Source organism: Collinsella sp. AF15-51, from assembly GCF_003462845.1.
In the GTDB taxonomy this organism is placed as follows: Bacteria; Actinomycetota; Coriobacteriia; order Coriobacteriales; family Coriobacteriaceae; genus Collinsella.
Map to the genome: position 1 here is coordinate 91,222 of NZ_QRYG01000006.1, position 19,883 is coordinate 111,104.

Sequence of the window (19,883 nt, forward strand, 5' to 3'; positions counted from 1 at the left end):
CGCCATGACACCTCTCGCAAAACGTCTCCCGCGCGAGCTGCGCCGCAATATCGGCAAGTACCTGGGCATCTTTTTGCTTATGTGCGGAAGCATCGCCCTCACGTCGGGCTTTTTGCTCGCGGCGCATTCCATCGGCTGCCTCATTGACGACATGCGCGACGACTACACGATTGAGGACGGCCGCGTGACTACCTCCTTCGAGGCCACCAAAGATCAGCTCAAGGCTGCCGAAGACGCGGCTGAGGACGTCGGCGGCGTTACGTTCTACAAGAATTTCTCCATCGACGCCATCATCAAAAAGGCGGCTGGCGACGACGGCACCAAGCGCACCCTGCGCACCTACGCGCATCGCACCAAGGTTGACATTGCGTCCTACTGCGAAGGCAGGCAGCCCAAGACGGACGATGAGGTGGCAATCGACCGTGTCTTCGCCACCAACAACGACCTCGCCGTGGGTGATAAGGTCGAGCTTGAGGGCCGCACCTACACCATCTGCGGCATCATGACCCAGCCCGATAGCCAGGCGCTGTTCCTCGACAATTCGGACTTTACGGTGAACACCATCACGTACGGCGTGGCCGAGGTCACCGACGCCGGCTTTGCCGCGCTTGAGGACGCCGGCGGCGCGCCTGCCTACACCTACTCCTTTACCTTTACCGATCGCGACCTCCCCACCGCGGATCGCATCGATGCGGAGCAGGATATGGTCGAGGCGCTGACCGATGCCGATGCGCGCGTGGACGATCTGATCGATGCCGATTCCAATCAGGGCATTGGCTATGCGCGCGACGACGTGGACGGCGACTCCATGATGTGGATGACGTTGCTCGACATCATCATCGTGATCATGGCATTTGTCTTTGTGGTGCTCACCGACGCTACCATCGAGGAGGAGAGCGCCATCATCGGCACGCTGCTCGCCAGCGGCTATCGCCGCCGCGAGATCGTGCTGCACTACCTCGCGCTTCCCGCCATCGTGGGCGTGCTCGCGGCGCTTTTGGGCACCGCGCTCGGCGTCGCGTTCTTTACCGAGCCCATGCGCGGCCTCTATTACGGTTCGTATAGCCTGCCTCCCTTCCAGGTGTACTGGAGCTGGGAGATCTTCGTGAAGTGCGCTGTGGTTCCCGCCGCCGCGCTCATCCTCATTACGCTGGTGGGCCTGCTCCGCAAAATGGGCAAGACGCCGTTGCAGTTCCTTCGTCACGAGGCGAGCGGTAAGTCGGGTACCAAGCGCGGTCTGCAGCTGCCGGAACGCATGGGCTTTGTCTCCCGCTTCCGTCTGCGCGTTTTCCTGCGCAACCTGGGCAACTTCGCCACGCTCTTCGTGGGCATCGCGTTTGGGTCGCTGCTTTTGCTCTTTGGCCTGGCGATTCTGCCCACGATGACGCACTATGCGGACAACCTGGAGACGAGCCTGGTCGCCGAGCACCAGTACACACTCAAGGCTCCGCTAGAGCTCGAGGGCACTGCCGAGGAGCGCGAGCAATGGTCGGCACTCGAGCGCTTGCAGTCGGTTGACGGCGCGCTGCTTTCTGCCGCTCAGGATGCCGATGACGAGCTTGACGACGCGGCCGATGCCGCGCAGACGGCAGCCGATGCCGCGACCGCATCTCCGTCTGCCGAGAGCCTGACTGCAGCGCAGGATGCGCTTGCTAAGGTCAAGGACAAGAAGGATGCGCTCTACGCGCGCCTTGACGATCTTGCCGATGCCCTCGGCTGCAACCGCGATGAGGCCATCGATCTGATCGACAAGGCCTCTAAGATCGACACTGACAACGACGATATCCACCCGGTCAATTCGACCGACAACGGCGCGGGCGCAATCGCGCAGGCCGAGAAATATGCCGTTCACCAGCTGCAGTACGACCGTGGCGACGGCAATGGCGAGGAGACGATTTCTGTCTACGGCATCTCGTCCGATTCGCGCTACTGGAAGGGCCTCAACATCGGCGATGGCCGCGTCGTCTTTGGCGGCGGTCTGCTCGATAAGTTTGGCTGGAGCGAGGGCCAGAAGGTCACGCTCAGCGACAAGTACGAGGGTGAGCATTATTCCTTTGAGTACGCGGGCAAGGACTGTGCCTGGGGCTCCAAGTCGGACATGAACATCTATATGAGTATCGACGACTTTAACGAGTTGTTCGACAACGACGCCGCCTACTTTAACGGCTATGTGAGCGACGAGAAGCTCGACCTCGACGCGCGCTACTTTGCCGGCGACACCACGCCCGACGACATGCGCGCCGTGGGTGACCAGTTCATCGGCATGATGAGCAAAATGATCGGCATGATGGTCGGGCTCGCGGTGTTTATCTTCCTGCTGTTTATGTACCTGCTGACCAAAGCGGTGATCGACCACAGCGCCCGTTCGATCAGCTACATGAAAGTCTTTGGCTATCGCGATAGTGAGATCTCGCATCTGTACATCCGCTCGATCACGCTGTGCGTGGCGGCGTCGCTCGTGCTGAGCCTGCCGGTCATTATTGGCTCGCTCACGGCCATCTTCCGCTCGATGCTGCTCGCCTACAACGGCAATATCGAGATCTACGTGCCCGCTTGGTCCATGGCTGCATGCGTCGGCATTGGCTTTGCGACCTACCTGGTCGTGGCGCTGCTGCACACGCGCTCTATCAAGCGCGTCAGCCTAGCCGAGGCCCTCAAGGTGCAAGAGTAGTCATCGGGGACGTTCTTAAATGACTGGTCATCGGGGACAGTCTTTGACGATTCGCCGGCTCGCTGGCCGGGCTGGCAAGGACTGTCCCTAACTGCCGGAAGGGAACGTCCCTAGCTGCCAGGTGGCGAGGCACTCATTTAAGTCTGTCCCCAATGAGTGGTTTCAGTCATTTAAGTCTGTCCCCAATGAGTGCCCAACGACTCGGCGTTGCGCTTGACTTCGACCCTACTTTAACGGGTACCATCCTCTATGTCTGTAATGCCATATAGACCGAGGGGATAGATCTATGACCGCAACCGCACCCGCAGCACCGGCAAAGGTGTACTTCACCAACCTGCGCACGCATGCTCGCGAGAGCCAGCTCGACAAGCTCAAGCGCCTCATCCGCCGCGCTGGTATCGAGCGGATCGACTTTGAGAACAAGTTTGTCGCCATCAAGATTCACTTTGGTGAGCTGGGCAACCTGAGCTTTTTGCGCCCCAACTACGCCCGAGCCGTCGCGGACGTCGTGAAGGAGCTGGGCGGCAAGCCCTTCCTTACCGACTGCAACACGCTCTATGTGGGTAGCCGCAAAAATGCGCTCGAGCACATCGACACCGCCTACCAGAACGGCTTTACCCCGTACGCCACGGGCTGCCAGATCATCATCGCCGACGGCCTCAAGGGCACCGACGAGGCGCTCGTCCCGGTCGAGGGCGGCGAGTACGTGCGCGAGGCAAAGATCGGCCAGGCACTCATGGATGCCGACATCGTGATTAGCCTCACCCACTTTAAGGGCCATGAGCAGGCCGGCTTTGGCGGCGCCATGAAGAACCTGGGTATGGGCGGCGGTAGCCGTGCCGGCAAGATGGAGCAGCACGCCGCTGGCAAGCCGAGCGTCGATACCACCAACTGCGTTGGCTGCCGTGCCTGCGAGAAGATATGCGCGCACAGCGCCATCACGTTTGACGGTACGCGTGAGCGCGAGCTTGCCAACGGCAGCACTCGCACGGTTCATGTGGCTGCCATCGACCACGATCGCTGCGTGGGCTGCGGACGCTGCATTGCGGCGTGCAACCAAGACTGCATCAAGCCCGACTATGATGCCGCGGCCGACGTACTCAACTACAAGATCGCTGAGTACACCAAGGCCATCGTCGACGGCCGCCCGAGCTTCCACATCTCGCTCGCCATGGACATCAGCCCCAACTGCGACTGCCATCCCGAGAATGACACGCCCATCGTCAACGACATCGGCATGTTCGCGAGCTTCGACCCGGTCGCCATCGACCAGGCCTGCGCCGACGCCGTCCTGGCGTCCGAGCCGCTGCCTAACACCGAGCTTACCGACAGCGCGGCCAAGATGGAGCATAATCACGAGCATCTGGAGGGCGAGCAGGCCAAGGATCCCTTCTGCATCACGCATCCCGACACCGACTGGCGCGCGTGCATCGCGCATGCCGAGAAGATCGGCCTGGGCACGAGCAAGTACGAGCTCATCGAGGTCAAATAGCGCCTAGCTATTGGACAAAACAAGCGCCTCTGTGGCGTAAGTCGAGCAAAAGCCGCCCGTGAGCACAGCGCCCACGGGCGGTTTTTCGGAAGTGCTAGGGGTCAGATAGACCAGTAAACCGTACTATTTGCCTAAAAATGCTTGTCGAGGAAGTTGTCGACCGTATTCCAGTAGAGCTCGGGGTCGACTTGCGCGCTCTTGGCGTGGGTGGCGCCGTGGATAGTGAGCTTCTGTTTAACCTTGCTGGCGCACGCCTCGTAGTTTTGGTCGAGCATGCTGTACGGTACAAAGGTGTCTTGGTCACCGTGGATAAAAAGCATGGGAACTGTTGCACGTTTGAGTTGATCCACGCTGCTTGCCTTATGGAAGTCGTAGCCCGCGCGCACGTTGCACACCAAGTTTGCTACATCGAGCAAGGGAAAGCTGGGCAGGCCGAACACGTCCTTGAGCTGCAGAGAAAACTCGTCCCAGACGCTCGTGTAGCCGCAGTCCTCGATAATGCATTTCACATTTGCGGGCAGAGATTCCCCCGCGACATTCATGGCCGTCGCCGCGCCCATCGACTCGCCAAAGACCAGGATGCGCGCCTTGGGATCGGCCGCAACGATCCGCCCGATCCACGCGACGACATCGAGTCGCTCGGGCCAGCCCATGCCGATGTAGTCACCGCCGGAACGCTCGTGGGCGCGGGCGGCAGGTGCGAGCACGTTCATGCCGCGGTCGTGGAATCTCTTGGCGTATCGGGCCATACCGATGGGCTCATCGGTGTATCCGTGTAGGCAGATAGCGTAATTGTGCGTGCTCTCTGGGGCGGCAAAATACCAGGCGGCAAGTTCGGTTCCGTCATCTGCGGTGAGGCTGCTACTCTCGCGGTTTTCTTTAAACCATGCCCGCGCCTCGACTGCCTCGGCATCCATCTGCTCGCCCTTTTTGCCGTCCTTGCCGTCCTGCATCATCTTCATGGTGTAGGGCGCTTGGGGATTCAGGGCAAAGTCGAACAAGAAGTTGCCGGCAAACCCCAGCAGCGCGACAACGAGCACCAGCGCAACGACGCCGGCTATCTTGAGCTTTCGATGGGAACGTGCGTTTTGAGACATAAGAAGCTTTCCTATAAGATGTTAATACATCAACATTTAATGCAAGCGCATTATGGACGTTCACCGTTGATGCGTCAACAGGCAAAGAATGGGTAAACAAAGGGTCACGTATGGTGCAAATTTCGCACGCACCCAGACGCTTTGATATAGTGTTGAGAACTCTTTACGTTGGAGGATGTAACCGGCATGTCCGATTCGAGCGACAGTTCCAAGCCGCGACCCAAGGCCGCGGCCGTTCCGCACTACACGGTGGGCGAGGAGATTATGAACTCCGTCACCCATGGTGTCGGCTGCTTGCTGGGTATTGCGGGTCTGGTGCTCCTGATCGTATTCGCTGCACTGCGCGGCGGTGGCCCGGCCCACATGGCCGCGGCAATTGTCTATGGCGTCAGCATCATCCTCGAATACCTAGCCTCCACGCTCTACCATGCGATTCAACCCGCGCGCGCCAAGCGCGTGTTTCGCATCATCGACCACAGCTGCATCTACCTGCTCATAGCCGGCAGCTATACGCCGTTTTGCCTCATCACGCTCGCAAACGACGGCGGCGCTGCGCTGTTCTTCGCCGTATGGGCCATCGCCATTATCGGCATCGCCCTCGAGTGCTTTATGCGCGAGCGCCAGCCGCACTGGGTAAGCGGCCTGGTCTACCTGCTGATGGGCTGGCTCGTTGTCTTTAAGCTGCCCGAGCTCGTGTCGCTGCTCAACCCCGTGGCACTTGCCCTGCTCGCTGTCGGCGGCGTGTGCTATACCGTGGGCGTGCCGTTCTACATCGCCAAAAACGTGCGCTATCTGCATAGTGTGTTTCACCTGTGGGTGCTCGCCGGCAGCATCTTCCAGTTCATGGCGGTGATTCTCTTCGTAATTTAGCGACCACGCCTGCGCGCCCGCGTCCTCGTTTGGGCGCCGGTGCAATTGCCGTATCCGTCATCAACGTTTTGACCTGACGTCCCGAATCTTGGAGGTTCGAGAAACTCCCGATGGACATAACCATCTCCCTTATCACTACCCTCGTTTTGACCCTCATCAACGGCTACTTCTCTATGTCCGAGATGGCGCTCACCACGGCCAAGCGCGCCGTGCTGGAGCACGAGGCCGAGGAAGGCGACAAGCGCGCCGAGCGTGCCATTAAGCTGGCTGCCGACTCCGACCAGCTGCTCGCCACCATCCAGGTTGCCATTACGCTCGTGGGCTTCGCCTCGTCCGCCGTCGCCTCGACGAGTCTGTCCGACCCGCTCGCCACGTGGCTCATGAGCTTTGGCATCGCGCCGCTCTCCGCCATCGCGCGCGGCCTGGCGCCGGTCATCATCACCGTCGCGGTCGCCTTCGTATCCATCGTGATCGGCGAGCTCGTCCCCAAGCGCATCGGCCTGGCCAATGCCGAGGGCGTGTCCAAGCAGGTCGTGGGACCGTTGTCGTTTTTCCAAAAGATCGCCCGTCCGCTCGTGTGGCTGACTGGCGCTTGCTCCGATGGCCTGGCCCGCATCCTGCGCATCAAGAGTGCCGACGACCGTCAGAATGTCTCGGAAGAAGAGATCAAGTACATGGTCTCGGAGCAGGACGACCTGCTCGACGAGGAAAAGCGTATGATCCACGAGATCTTTGACCTGGGCGACACCGTTGCCCGCGAGGTCATGGTGCCGCGCGTGGACACCACCATGTGCGAGGACGACGAGACGGTCGCCGACGTGTTGTCCACCATGCGCCAGACCGGCTTCAGCCGCATCCCCGTCTATCACGAGGACCCCGACAACGTCGCGGGCATCGCGCACATCAAAGACCTGATCCAGCCCGCGCTCGACGGCAAGGGCGACCAGCCCATCGCCGGCTTTTTGCGCGACGCCACCTTTGTGCCCGACACCAAGGACATCCTGCCGCTGCTGTCCGAGATGCAGACCTCGCACGACCAGATCGTGGTCGTCGTGGATGAGTACGGCGGCACGGCCGGCATCATTACCATCGAGGACATCGTCGAGGAGATCGTGGGCGAGATCGAGGACGAGTTCGACCCCGACAACAAGTACCTCACGCGCCTTTCGCGCCGCGAGTGGCTCGTCGATGGGCGTTTTTCGTGCGATGACGCGATTGAGCTTGGTTGGCCGCTCGAGGAAAGCGATGATTATGAGACCATCGCCGGCTGGATTTTGGAGCTTTGCGACTCGGTGCCCGACATCGGAGAGGTGTTTGAGGTCGCGGGGTACAAGTTTAAAGTGCAGTCGATGCGCGGCCAGCGCATCTCGCTCATTCGCGTGATCGCTCCGGCCGAAACCGATAAGAAGGATTCCGAGTCCTCGGCAGAGAAGCCGGCGACGTCGGGTGCGGGCCCTGCGGACCCGCACGACGGCGACGAGTAGGGCAAGGACGAGTAGGGGAGAGTTATGGCAGGCCTGTTCAACATCCTTAAGGTCACCGTCAGCGAGGACAAGATTTGCGCGCACGTGCTGGTGAACCCCGGCATGCCGCTCATGACCTCGGAGGATATCGAGGCCACGGCGCGCGTGTACTACCTGGTGCCCGCGATTGCCAAGCACCTGTGCCTGGGCGATTCCGGCCGCGAGTTCCAGGACTGCATGGGTCAGACCGAGCTCTGCCACCTGCTTGAGCACGTGACGGTCGAGCTCATGAACGAGACCGGTCTTGCCGGTAGCATCTCGTGCGGCCGCACGCGCGTAAGCGAGCATGACGAGCGTGTCTTTGAGGTCGAGCTTTCGTGTCCCGACGACGCACTGGCCATCGGTGCGCTGTCGTCGGCCACCTTTATGATGGACTGGGCGTACCTGCACGCCGACCAGCCTGCCCCCGACGTGGAAGGCACGGTCGCGGGCCTGCGCAACCTGGTGCTGGGCATGCGCGCCGAGGCCGAGGGCAAGGATCCTCACGAGGCCGTCGCCGCCGCGAACGGCGAAGATGCTGCCGAGGACGAGGGCGCTGACGAGGGCGATGTGTCGGTCGACGCCGAGCCCGTTGCCGATGCGACCGCCGAGCCCGTTCCCACCGAGCCCCAGGGCGTCCCCAACTTTGACGACGAGCCCCAGGTGGCGATTGATACCGAGGGCGCGGTTGCCGAGAACCACGAGGCCTCCGCTGCCGTCTTTGGCGGTGCGGCGACGGTTCCGGCAGGACCTGCGCATGAGGGCGGCCTGCCACTCGTGGACGGCGCCGGCGAGGACCCGGGTGCCACGGTGGCCATGCCGGCTATGCCTCAGGAGTAGGCCTACGCGTTTATCACCATCACGTACCTGCGCCTTTGCCGTACGCAGATGAGCGGAGCGGCAAGTGATGCGCTGCGGGTATAATGGACAGCATTCAAACGGTGGGCACCGACGTGCCCGCAGGAGAGGAATGATCATGGGTAAGACTTTCAGCTTTGTCTCCGGCGCACTTTTTGGTGCCGCTGCCGGCGCTATTATCGGTGTTGCTCTGGCCCCGCGCTCGGGCGCCGAAACCCGCGCCATGGCTGCCGATATCGCCAACGACGCCTGGGACAATATGCGCGACACCTACGAGCACAGCGCCGAGGAGGCCCGTGCCGCGGTGAATGACTTTGGCCCGATGGTCGACGCCAAGACCGACGACCTGCGCGCCAAGGTCGACCTGGCCCGCGAGCGCATGGACCAGCTGCGCGAGCAGCTCAACGACGCCATTTCGGGCGGCAACGTGACGCCTGCCGCCGACGTCGTGGTCGAGAACGCCGTCGAGGCTGATACCGAGGCTGCGGAGCCCTCGACCGAGGCATAATGCGCGCCGGGGATTTTGCCGGCGCCAAGATCTATCGCAAGCCTACCGAGGACAAGCGCACCAAAAAGGACGGCACGCCGCGCAGCCCTAAAAAGCTCGGAAAGATTCACTTTCCGGTCTTTACCCCGGGCGGTACGCGCGTGGTCGGCTTTATGGTCCGCCAGTCCGATATCGCGGGCATGATCGAGCGTCCCGATCGATTCGTAGCGCTCGACGCCATTGGTGTCTACGAGGGCGCCATTGCGGTCGATGACGTCAAGGACACGTACGATGCCGCCGCCGCCAAGCGCCTCGACATCAACCTGGACGATTGCATCATCTGGGTCGGTATGGACGTGCGCACGGAATCGGGCGACGTCGTGGGCTATTGCTCGGACGTTGAGTTCAAGCCGCGCTCGGGCATCGTGCAGGCATTCTATGTGACCGCCGGTGCTGCTTCGAGTGTTTTGGTTGGTGACACGCAGGTGCCGCCGACGATGCTGCGCGGCTACGAGAACGGCGCGATGGTCGTCTCGGACGAGGTCAAGTCGCTCGGGTATTCGGGCGGTGCGGCTGCCAAGGCCGCCGAGGCCAGCGTCGTGGTGGGCGACAAGGTCAAAAAGGGCGCCAAGGTGCTCGATGACAAGGGATCGGTCGCCGTGGACAAGGGCAGCCGCGCACTGGGCAAGCAGCTCGGCAAGACGCGCGGTATGTTCAAGGCCTTTAAGGACGAATACCAAAAGGCGAGCGGAGGCTCGTCAAAAGCTACAAAATAGCGACGTACCAAATGATGGGAGGCAAGCCGGAGACCTGTTGCTCCGGCTTGCTGTGTTTATGGGGGAGGGCACATGCGCCAAAACGGATCCAACTTAAACGGGCGTTCGGGCGCGCGTCCGACGGCGCGCCGCGACCTGGGGCAGCTGCCCAGCGGTCAGCGCCGCCGTCACCGTAAGCCCGGCGCGATGTATCTCAACCATAGCCGCGGCTTTAGCGATCGCAGCGCGCGCATCGGCAACAGCCGCACACCCCGTCGTTCGTCTCGCCTGCCCTACGCGCTCATCGCCGTGGGTTGCGCGCTCGTGCTGTTTATCGCTGCCGTCGTGGGCTACGTCAACCGCAGTGTGGACGTGGAGCTCAACGGCCAGAAGACAGCGGTGCGTGTGGGCTCTACGCTGCAGAATCTCATCGACGACCAGGAGTTGACTGACACCTACGACGCAGGCGACCTGCTGGCCGTCGATGACAGCGTGCTCAAGCGCCATGGGGGCGAAAAGCTGTCGGTGAAGGTCGACGGCAAGCGCGTGAAGCAGGGCAAATGGGATAGCCGCGAACTTGAGGGTGGCGAGAAGGTGACGGTCAAGGATGGCCGTAACACCTACGAGAAGCACGAGGTTCAGGCTACGGTTATCGAGCCCAAGCTCAAGGTCGAGGGTACGGGCGCTATCGAGTATGTGCAGACGTGGGGTGTCCAGGGCCGCTCCGAGGTGTGGGTCGGCGAGCAATCGGGTAAGACGCAGGACCGCGGCGAGGTTGTGCCCGCTACCGATTGCATCGTTGCGTGCGCGAGCGTGGCGCCCAAGGGCAACGAAAAGTACGTGGCGCTGACGTTTGATGAGGGCCCGAGCGGAGCGACCAAGCAGATTTTGCAGGTACTCAAGGAAAAGGGGGTCACCGCGACGTTCTTCCTTTCGGGCGATGCGGTCGAGGCCTCGTCCGCCACGGCCAAGGCGATTGTCGATGCCGGGTGCGAAATCGGATCCAACAGCTACAGCGACGATTCGCTCAAGGGTCAGGACCGTGAGGCGGTACGCGAGCGGATCACGAAAGGCACCGATGCGATTAAGTCGGCGACCGGCGTGAAGACGATGCTGCTGCGTGCTCCCTACGCTGCCTTTGACGAGCAAAACTGGATTGATGCGATGGACCTGGTCTCCGCCGTGGTCTCGTGGAATATTGACTCGGGCGACTGGCTGCTCAACGGTGCCGACGAGCAGGTCTCGACGGTGCTCGATTCGGTGACGCCGGGCAATATCGTGCTGCTCACCGATAGAGACGAATGCGCCGAGCAGACGCTCGAGGCGCTGCCGCAGATTATCGACGGCCTCATTGCCGACGGCTACAAGATCGTGACGCTCAGCGACCTGGTCAAGACGGACACGTCGCTGAGCAAAAAGCTCACCTCGCTGACGAAGGTCACCATGCCCAAGGGCGCCGTGTTCCCCCAACTTGCCGAGGACGATGACACCACAGAGTAGTCATTGGGTAGTCGTTTAAGAACGTCCCCAATGGCTATGTCACGGATACGTCAGCGTTTGGTATGCCTGCAATGTGCAGCGCATAAATTCGATGCCGCAGGGCGATGCTGATGCTATAGTTACTGCGGTTAATGAGGGTCAAGAGAAAGGTTACAGGTGAAATCCAAACCTCGACCATACAGTCGATGACCCCATGCAGGTGCTTTTTGCGCATGCACGGGGTGTAAGCGTCGAGCGGCGTGCCGCCCGCGCATGCGTATACATATCCAGAAGCCCCCGGACGCCGCACGCGCGGCCGCGTCCGGAGGAATAATGATGGGGAGCACCATTGAATTATCTGAGTGAGATGCTCAAATTGCCGGTCTTGGACGTCGACGGCGAAAAGCTCGGCGTGGTCAACGATTTTGGCATTGCTACCGGCGAAGTTTTTCCGCACGTGACGTCGCTCGCGTTCCGCGGCCCCGGCAAGACGCCGTTTATGATCAGCTGGCGCAAATGGGTCGACCGTATCGACGAGACGGGTGTACACCTTAAGACGTCGGCCACCGAAATCCGTTTTTCGTACCTGCAGCCGACCGAACTCTTGCTTGCCCGCGACGTGCTCAACAAGCAGATTGTCGACACGCAGGGCATGAAGGTCGTGCGCGTAAACGACATCAAGTTTTCCATGTCGGGCGAAAACCAGCTGCGCCTGCTGGGCGCCGAGGTCGGTGCCCGCGGTCTGCTGCGCGCGATCAGCCCCGCACTCGAGCACGTCGTCGAGGGCTTTATGAAGCACCTGGGCAAGCCGCTCAGCGAGGACATCATCGCTTGGTCCTACATGGACCTGCTCGACCGCTCGACTAAAAACATCCAACTCTCGGTGTCGCACAAGACGCTCGGCGAGCTGCACCCTGCCGACATCGCCGACATTATCGAGCAGCTCGACCCGCGCCTGCGTGCGCAGGTGTTTGCGCAGCTCGATACTGCCCAGGCCGCCGAGGCCATCTCGGAGTTCGATGACGACGAGCTTATGACCGAGATGCTCGAGGGCCTGTCCGACACCGACGCATCGTCGATGCTGGCCATGATGGACCCGGACGACGCTGCCGACCTGATCGACGAGCTTGATTACGAGAAGGCCGAGAAGCTCCTGCGCCTGATGGGCGTCAAGGAGGAGAAGGCGATTCGTAACCTGCTGGGGTATGAGGACAACACCGCCGGCCGCATTATGACCTCGGAGTTTGTCTCCCTGCCCGCTACGGCAACGGTCGGTGACGCCATCGAGGCGATTCGCGAGCTCGACGAGGACTTCGAGAGCGTCTATTACGTCTATACCGAGGATCCGAGTGGCATGCTGACCGGCGTGCTTTCGCTGCGCACGCTGATCGTAGCCGACCGCGACGCCACGCTGGGTCAGTTGGCCTATCGCGACCTGGTCTATGTGTCGCCCGACGAGGACCAGGAAGACGTGACGGACGAGATGACCAAGTACGACCTGGTCGCTATCCCCGTCTGCGACGAGAACCGCCACATCCTGGGCATCGTGACCTTCGACGACGCCATGGACGTTATCGCCGAGGAGCATCAGGAGGACCTGCAGATCGCCGGTGTCGGCTCGGGTGACAGCGCGTCCGACGACTCGACGAACGTGCTCAGCTGGTTCGTGCATCGCCAGTACTGGGTTGTTGTATGGGGCATCGCATCGTGCATCATGGCGACCGTGCTGGGAACGGCGCTCGGCTCCGCGCATCTGGTGGTGTTCCCCATGTGCGCCATGCCGCTCGTGCTGCTGGCGGCCTCGCGCATGGTGTCGTTCGTCAAGAACTACTTCCTGGAGTATGACGGTCACGACGACGAGCCCAAGCCGTATCTGGGGTTCTTCTTCCAGAGCACGGGCATGGGCCTGATTCTGTCGCTCGTGACCTACCTGTGCGCCCAGCTGGTGCGCACCGCTGCGTTCCCCGATGCGCCCATGTTTGAGGAGCAACTCTTTACCGGGTGCTTTAATATCGCTGCCATCATTTGCCTGGTTGGCAACATGAGTGCCGTGATTTACCTGATGGTGCTGTTCTGGCGTGACGAGCATGACCTCAACACGTCGGGCACCGCCATGAACGTCATTGCCGTCATGATCTCGTGTGTGGCGTATTGCATCGCCGCGGTGCTGCTCGCCATGTCGGTCATGGGTTAGGTGGTCGCGTGCAAAATACCAAGCAAAAGTCGGGCACCAAGCAAAAGCTGACCATCGCGGCCATCTTTGGCGCTATGGGTCCCGGTCTGCTGGCGGCGCTTTCGGGCAATGACGCCGGCGGCATTGCAACGTATTCCAGTGCGGGCGCCAGCTATGGCTACAAGATGCTCTGGATGCTTCCCGTCATGACTGTGCTGCTCATCGTGACGCAGGAGACCGCGGCGCGTTGCGGCTGCGTGACGGGCAAGGGCCTGGCATCGCTCATTCGCGAGCGCTTTGGCGTGCGCAAGAGTGTACTTGCTATGGCGGCGCTGTTGATCGCCAACACGGCTGTGACCATTTCGGAGTTTGCGGGCATCGCCAGCGGTCTTGCTCTCTTTGGCGTGCCGGCGAGCATCTCGGTGCCGTTGGTGGCGCTGCTGGTATGGATGCTTACCATGTCGGGTAGTTTCCAGCGCATCGAGAAGATTTTGCTGCTGGTAAGCTGCGTGTTCGTGACCTACATCGTCGCCGCGTTTATGGCCGGCCCCAACTGGGGCGAGGTCGCGGTCGACTTGGTCGTCCCCAATATTCAAAACGACCCCAGCTACGTGTCGCTCGTGGTCGCAACGATCGGTACCACCATCGCACCGTGGATGATCTTTTTGGCGCAGAACAACGTGGTCGATAAGAACGCGGGCGAGGACGATATCGTGCTGCAGCGTATTGATACCGTGAGCGGCTCGCTTGCTGCCGATGTCATTGCCGGCTTTATTATCATCACGACCGGTACGGTGTTGTTCCCGGCGGGTATTCAGATTAGCGATGCCGCCGATGCTGCCCGCGCGCTGGAGCCTATTGCGGGTCAGTGGTCCACGGTACTGTTTGCCTCGGGCTTGGTCGCGGCGAGCTTCTTGGCCGCCTGCGTGCTGCCGGGCGTTACGTCGAGCGCTATCTGCGAGGCATTTGGCTGGGAGCGCGGTGCCGACCGCAGCTGGGACGAGGCCCCGGTCTATCGCGGCATCATTACGGCCATCATCGGTATCTCTGCCGTGCTGGTGCTTATGCCCGGCGTCGATCTGTTCCAGATTATGATGACCTCGCAGGTCATCAATGGCGTGCTGCTGCCCGTGGTTCTGGTGTTCCAGGTAGTTATTGCCGCTGACCGTCACATTATGGGCACTAACCGCAACGGCCGCGTGTGGAATGTGCTCACTTGGGCGACTATCGGTGTGATTACGGTGCTGACGGTCGTCATGTTTGTTCTGCAGGCGATGGGTTACAGCGCTTAGCGCCTCTTTTGGACTCCAAACAGGCCGCAGCGATGGACTGCGGCCTGTTTTTTGCCCGCTATAGGGCGTTAGTTATATGGCAGTGGACAAAAAATGCCAAATATGAGTACTGTTGCCTTGCCGATAGCATTTACGACCAAGAAAATAATGAACATAGTTAAGAATCTGTTTATTAAAAGCGGGTCTCCAAGTCCTAAGCCGGCCATTCTGGTCAACTGGAAGGGTCGCGCGCTACCGCAGGGGCGCCATTTTGGGTGGTTTTGCCTGCTACTAAAATGGTAACAGTACTCATATTTGCCACTTTTTGTCCACGACCTCTTGGAGTCGGCTCGAAAAGAGTGATTTTGGGTTGTTTGCTGCGGATGTGGGGCTTGGAAACAACGCTCGGGGTGGCGAGGCGCCCAGAATTCGGTCGCAAGGAGGGCGTTCCTTGGCTGTGCCAGGAGTGTCCCTAGGTGCCGGCACATAAGGAACGTCCCTAACTGCCGGAGGGGGTGCCTGCCGTGGCAGGCACCCCCTCCGGATGTGAGAAGTTTGCGCTGCAGGTTACTTGTCGGTGCCCAGCTTGTGCGGCTTGAGAGCGAGCGCATTGACGAGCGCGTCGGTGGCAGACTTGACGGCCGCCGGCTGCGGATCGTTGACGTGATCCTCGGGATGCACGGGCAGGTCCTTCTTGACTGCATCGTGGATCAAGTTGAGGTACTCGGTCACGCCAGTGGTCGACAGGTGCGTGCCATCGCCATCGAACAGGTCGTTGCGATTGGCACTGTATCCGTACCAGTCGATAACGCGCACGTTCTTGTAGCGCGTGGCGGCGTTGGCGATGGCCTGGTTGGTAGAGCCAACCCACGGCTGCGGGCTGCGCGTGTTCACAAACACCACAATACGCTTATCTCCTGCATCGGCCATGATGGCGTCGATCTGGTCGTCGGTTACCAAGCCATTGGTTCCCAGCGCAAAGACCACGATCTTGCCGGCAAGGTTCTGTCGGAGATAGCCCTCAAATGTCGCGCGGCCCGCATCAAACTGGCGGCCCTTTTCGGCATCGATGTGACTGTGGGGGAACACGCCGTCAAAGGAATCGACGGCGCGCAGCGACACGGAGTCACCGATCATCAGCAGGTCGTAGGAGCCATCGGGGAAGCCGTCGTTGTCCTTGTCGGTGTCGTCGGCTGCCTGTTGGTCCGTTGGCGCGGTGTTCTTGGCTTCCTTGTTGAGGACTTCGGCGCCCTCACCGCTCAGTGCAGACGTCTCGGGCACAAAGACCAGGCCGCCCAGTGCAACGACCAACACGACAGCGCAGGCTGCGCAGACAGGGACGTGCGCGCGCGCCCAGTTGGTGGGCGTGGTGGTGCCGTTGCGGAACTCGGATACGGTGCGCCCAAAGGCGCCCTTTCTAAACGGCGTCTCGATAAAGCGATATGAGCATTCGGCTACGGCGACCACCAACAACACCTGCAAAATGTACTGCCACCACGGCGTATCGTTGATGTTGGCGACCGGGTTCATGAGCAACAGTAGCGGATAGTGCCACAGGTAGATGCTGTACGAGCGCTTGCCAACCCACACGAGCGGCTCGGCGGACAGTGCGCGGGCAACCATTCCCTGGGGCTGCACGCAGGCCGCGATGACCATGAGCGTGAGGATGGAGCATAACAGCGTGCCGCCGCGATACTGGAACGCGGTGTAGCCGTTGGTGAGCGCGACCATGGCGGCAAGGCCAACCAGACCCACGACGCCCAACACATCGATGGATGCAGGTGAGGACCAAAAACGCACGAGCGTACTCGGCTGAGTCGGGACGGTCTCGGCTGCGCCGTCGGTCGTAGCGTCATGCTTGCTTTCGGCGTTCTTGCCGTGCTTGGCGGCGCCAGCCAGGCGATTGAGCCCCAAACGATGAGCGAGACGCACCGGTGCCAGGTCGCAATCGGGGATAAAGGCCATCCAGGCGCCCAGCAGCAGCGAGAACACGCGGGTGTCGGTGCCGTAGTACACGCGGCTGGGGTCGGCGGCGGGGTTATAGAGCACCATCATGGCGATGGCGGAGACAGCAGCCAGGCCCAGAACCATGCGGCGCGTGTTGGGCTTGCTCATGTGCATGGATACCATAGCGAGCAGCAGCGGGGGCCAAACCAGGTAGAACTGTTCCTCGATGGCGAGCGACCAAAAGTGCGTAAGCGGCGAGGGATCGCCCAGGGCGTTGAAGTACGAGACGTCCTGCATAATCTGCCACCAGTTGTTAAAGAACAGCAGCGACGGCAGAATGTCGGGACGCATCTTGGTGAGCATCACGTGGTTAAAGATGGTGCACAGCGCGCAGGTCACGAACACTACCGTTACCACGGCGGGGACCAGGCGACGGATGCGGCGAATCCAGAAGCTCTTAAGGTCGATGCGACCGGTCTTAGCGACTTCGTTGAGCAGCAAGCGCGTGATCAGATAGCCCGAAAGCACAAAGAAGATCGTGACGCCAAGCAGGCCGCCCTGAGCCCACGTGAGGTTGAGGTGATAGAGCACCACCGCGACGACGGCAAGCGTGCGCAGGCCGTCAAGGGCAGGGATGTAGCGGGACTTGGGGCGAGCAGGCGTCTGCTCCGCGGCGGGAGTGTTGGCGCGGCCCGCGTTGTTGGCAGAAGCGCGATGGGGGCTCGCGGTGCGTCGCGGCTCGTTGGCACGGCGCTCGCCCTTCACGCGTTCGTGCGGCGCCGGCTCGTTGCCCGTGCGGCGTCGACCGCGCGAGCCCGATTGCGAGAATTGTTCCATAATACATCATCCAATGACGAGAATAATCAGCACGTATTCATTGTAGCTGCCTACCCCTGTGAATGCTTGCTGCTGGCGCAAGCTCAAGCGCGCGTCCACATCAAAGTGGACTAAAGTTATACGGGGTGCGAGAGTGCACAATCGTTGGTCGACGGTGGGCGCAAAGCCTGAAGACGAGGAGGTTTCCATGGCGGATCACAGCATCGTTGCGGTGTTCGGCAGCATGAACATGGACCTTTCGGTGGCGTGCGAGCGCATGCCGCGCGCGGGCGAGACCGTCGGTGGCAGCGGTTTTATCACCAACGCCGGCGGTAAGGGAGCCAATCAGGCCGTTGCCGCTGCGCGCATGGGTGCGCGCACGTGCATGATTGGCGCTGTTGGGCGCGATACCTTTGGCGATGCGCTTGTGGCAGGGCTCCAGGATGCCGGCGTGGGCGTTGAGTTTGTGGCGCGTCGCGATGACGTGGAGACCGGTACCGCGACTATCATTCGCTGTGAGAGCGACAACCGCATCGTGCTGTCGCCGGGCGCCAACCATGCGCTTGCGGGCGAGGACGTTGCCCGCGCACTGAGGCGCTTGGTGGCCGACGAGCTCGACGGCGATGCCAGCGAGATTGCCCCGGCTGCCGGAAGCGTCTTTATTGCCCAGGGCGAATGTGACCTTGCAGCAACGGCCGCGGCGCTTTCTTGCGCTCACGAGCTGGGGTTCTATACGATCTTTAACCCGGCGCCCGCCTGCGACCTGCCGGCAGGAGCGTGGCCTGCGGTCGACCTGGTCTGCCCCAACGAGACCGAGTGCCAGGTGCTGACGGGCATTCTGCCCACAGATGATGCGAGCTGCGTCGCCGCGCTCAATGCGCTGCTCGACAAGGGCGCCGGCGCCGCGGTCATCACGCTGGGCGGCGCCGGCTCGGTTACGCTCGGCGATGGCGGTGAGCCGCTGCGCATGCCGGCGCTTTCGAGCGTGGTGGTCGATACGACGGCCGCGGGCGATACATTTATTGGCGCGCTTGCTGCAGCTCGTCTGGAGGGCCTGCCGCTCTTTGAGTGCATGGCGGCGGGCGCTCGCGCCTCGGCGGTGACGGTGTCGCGCTTGGGCGCTCAGCAATCAATTCCCACGCGTGCGGAAGTCGAGCACAAGTTTGGTTTAGACGGTTTGGATGTAGACGGAGAAGCGGAGTAGAACAATGGCAACCAAGAAGCTGATCCTTGATCTGGATATGGGTGTGGACGATGCGATGGCGCTCGCCTATGCCATCGCGAGCCCCGAGGTGGAGCTCGTTGGCATCACCACGTGCTTTGGCAACGTGCGCGTCGAGCAGTCGGCGCACAACTGCTTGGCGGTGCTCGACCTGTTGGGTCGTCCCGAGGTGCCGGTGTACCTGGGCGCCGATCGTCCCATGAAGGCGACCGAACCCTACACGCCGCCGGCGTCCACCACGCTTATCCACGGCAAGAACGGTATTGGCGGCGCAAGCGTGCCCGCCTCGCCGTACGAGCCGGTGGGCGCGACGTCGGCCGATGACAATGCGGCGGTCGATTACCTGATTGATGCCGCGCGTACCTATGGTCCCGATCTGGCCTACGTTGCGACCGGCCCGCTCACCAATCTGGCGCTTGCCCTGGAGCGCGATGCGGCGGCGATGATGTCCATCGGCCGCGTGGTCGTGATGGGCGGTGCGCTTACCGTGCCCGGCAACGTGAGCGCGGGCGCCGAGGCCAACATGGCGGGCGACCCCGAGGCTGCCGACGCCGTGTTGCGCTCGGGCCGCAAGCTCACCATGGTGGGCTTGGATGTGACGCACCGCGTGGTGCTCACACGTCGCGACGTTGCCGGCTGGACGGGCTCGGGCACTATGGCTGGCTGCGCGTTTGCGAGCATGGTCGAGCACTATATCGGTTCGTACGAAATGAACGCGCCCTACCTGGGCGGCTGCGCGCTGCACGATCCGCTTGCTGTCGCCGTGGCGATCGACCCCACGCTCGTAGGTGCGCTCGGCTGCAACCTGCGTGTTGACTTGCTGGGTGAGTATCGCGGCCGCACTATCTGCGACGAGCACCGCCTGTCCGATCCGGACAAGAGCGCGCTTGTGGCGCTGACCGTCGACGCCCCGCGCTTCCTGACCGAGTTCAAGACGCGTATGGCCCGTGTCCTTGGCTGATCCGCAAGATTGAGACGGCCTCCCAATCGTTTCAACGCTTCCAAAACCGTTCACGGACGATATGCTACCGTTGGTCGGCTGTGGACGGTGCTCCCCGCGAAGATATGGGCTATCATTCTTTGCTGCGCGGATTGTTACTTCTAGGGAGGCATGCCCGCGCCTCGATACAACGGATTGTTACTGGTAAGGCATGACCGCGATAGCTCGGCTATTTGCAGTCATGCCTTTTCTTTTGGCTCTGTTAGACCAAATTTGACACGATCGGCTGTTCGTCGAACCGGA

Annotated in this window: 14 protein-coding genes; 12 read left to right on the top strand and 2 right to left on the bottom strand. The window is 61.5% G+C overall.

Features of this window, described 5'->3' with window-relative positions; all coding sequences use genetic code 11:
* Positions 1-4 precede the first annotated feature (4 nt).
* Together DWW51_RS04710 and DWW51_RS04715 are read left to right on the top strand one after the other, a co-directional pair.
* Positions 5-2,671, top strand: coding sequence for an ABC transporter permease (locus DWW51_RS04710; RefSeq protein WP_117773682.1), 2,667 nt, complete (start codon positions 5-7; stop codon positions 2,669-2,671).
* 286 nt (positions 2,672-2,957) lie between these two features.
* Positions 2,958-4,163, top strand: a complete 1,206-nt coding sequence (locus DWW51_RS04715) for a DUF362 domain-containing protein (protein WP_117773683.1) — start codon at positions 2,958-2,960, stop codon at positions 4,161-4,163.
* 131 nt (positions 4,164-4,294) lie between these two features.
* On the opposite strand, the gene DWW51_RS04720 is transcribed toward DWW51_RS04715, so the two are convergent.
* On the bottom strand, positions 4,295-5,260 hold the full coding sequence (locus tag DWW51_RS04720; RefSeq protein ID WP_117773684.1) for an alpha/beta hydrolase: 966 nt from the start codon (positions 5,258-5,260) through the stop codon (positions 4,295-4,297).
* 186 nt (positions 5,261-5,446) lie between these two features.
* On the opposite strand from DWW51_RS04720, the gene DWW51_RS04725 reads away from it, so the two are divergent.
* The 8 genes from DWW51_RS04725 (at position 5,447) to DWW51_RS04760 (ending at position 14,676) form a co-directional block, all read left to right on the top strand.
* Positions 5,447-6,130, top strand: a complete 684-nt coding sequence (locus tag DWW51_RS04725; RefSeq protein ID WP_197032173.1) for a hemolysin III family protein — start codon at positions 5,447-5,449, stop codon at positions 6,128-6,130.
* 110 nt (positions 6,131-6,240) lie between these two features.
* Entirely contained in the window at positions 6,241-7,614 is a 1,374-nt protein-coding gene (locus DWW51_RS04730; protein ID WP_117773685.1) for a hemolysin family protein, read from the top strand.
* Positions 7,615-7,638: 24 nt separating this feature from the next.
* Positions 7,639-8,472, top strand: a complete 834-nt coding sequence (locus tag DWW51_RS10370; RefSeq protein WP_231501573.1) for a hypothetical protein — start codon at positions 7,639-7,641, stop codon at positions 8,470-8,472.
* A gap of 136 nt (positions 8,473-8,608) precedes the next feature.
* Positions 8,609-8,998, top strand: coding sequence for a YtxH domain-containing protein (locus tag DWW51_RS04740; protein WP_099432470.1), 390 nt, complete (start codon positions 8,609-8,611; stop codon positions 8,996-8,998).
* Positions 8,998-9,753, top strand: coding sequence for a PRC-barrel domain containing protein (locus DWW51_RS04745; protein ID WP_117773686.1), 756 nt, complete (start codon positions 8,998-9,000; stop codon positions 9,751-9,753). Before DWW51_RS04740 ends, DWW51_RS04745 begins: the two co-directional genes overlap by 1 nt.
* Positions 9,754-9,825: 72 nt before the next feature.
* Complete coding sequence (locus tag DWW51_RS04750; protein ID WP_231501574.1) at positions 9,826-11,232, top strand: polysaccharide deacetylase family protein; 1,407 nt, start codon at positions 9,826-9,828, stop codon at positions 11,230-11,232.
* Positions 11,233-11,560: 328 nt separating this feature from the next.
* Positions 11,561-13,405, top strand: coding sequence for a magnesium transporter (locus DWW51_RS04755; RefSeq protein WP_117773687.1), 1,845 nt, complete (start codon positions 11,561-11,563; stop codon positions 13,403-13,405).
* A 74-nt stretch (positions 13,406-13,479) separates the two neighbouring features.
* Positions 13,480-14,676: an Nramp family divalent metal transporter gene (locus DWW51_RS04760; protein ID WP_117637211.1), complete on the top strand. Its 1,197-nt coding sequence runs from the start codon at positions 13,480-13,482 to the stop codon at positions 14,674-14,676.
* Between the two features lie 546 nt (positions 14,677-15,222).
* On the opposite strand, the gene DWW51_RS04765 is transcribed toward DWW51_RS04760, so the two are convergent.
* Positions 15,223-17,439 (bottom strand): acyltransferase family protein, encoded by a 2,217-nt coding sequence (locus DWW51_RS04765; RefSeq protein WP_117773688.1) that lies wholly within the window; start codon positions 17,437-17,439, stop codon positions 15,223-15,225.
* Between the two features lie 187 nt (positions 17,440-17,626).
* Between DWW51_RS04765 and DWW51_RS04770 the strand changes: the two genes are divergently transcribed.
* Together DWW51_RS04770 and DWW51_RS04775 are read left to right on the top strand one after the other, a co-directional pair.
* Complete coding sequence (locus tag DWW51_RS04770; protein WP_117773689.1) at positions 17,627-18,622, top strand: ribokinase; 996 nt, start codon at positions 17,627-17,629, stop codon at positions 18,620-18,622.
* A gap of 4 nt (positions 18,623-18,626) precedes the next feature.
* Positions 18,627-19,601 (top strand): nucleoside hydrolase, encoded by a 975-nt coding sequence (locus DWW51_RS04775; protein ID WP_117773690.1) that lies wholly within the window; start codon positions 18,627-18,629, stop codon positions 19,599-19,601.
* The last annotated feature ends 282 nt before the right edge of the window (positions 19,602-19,883 follow it).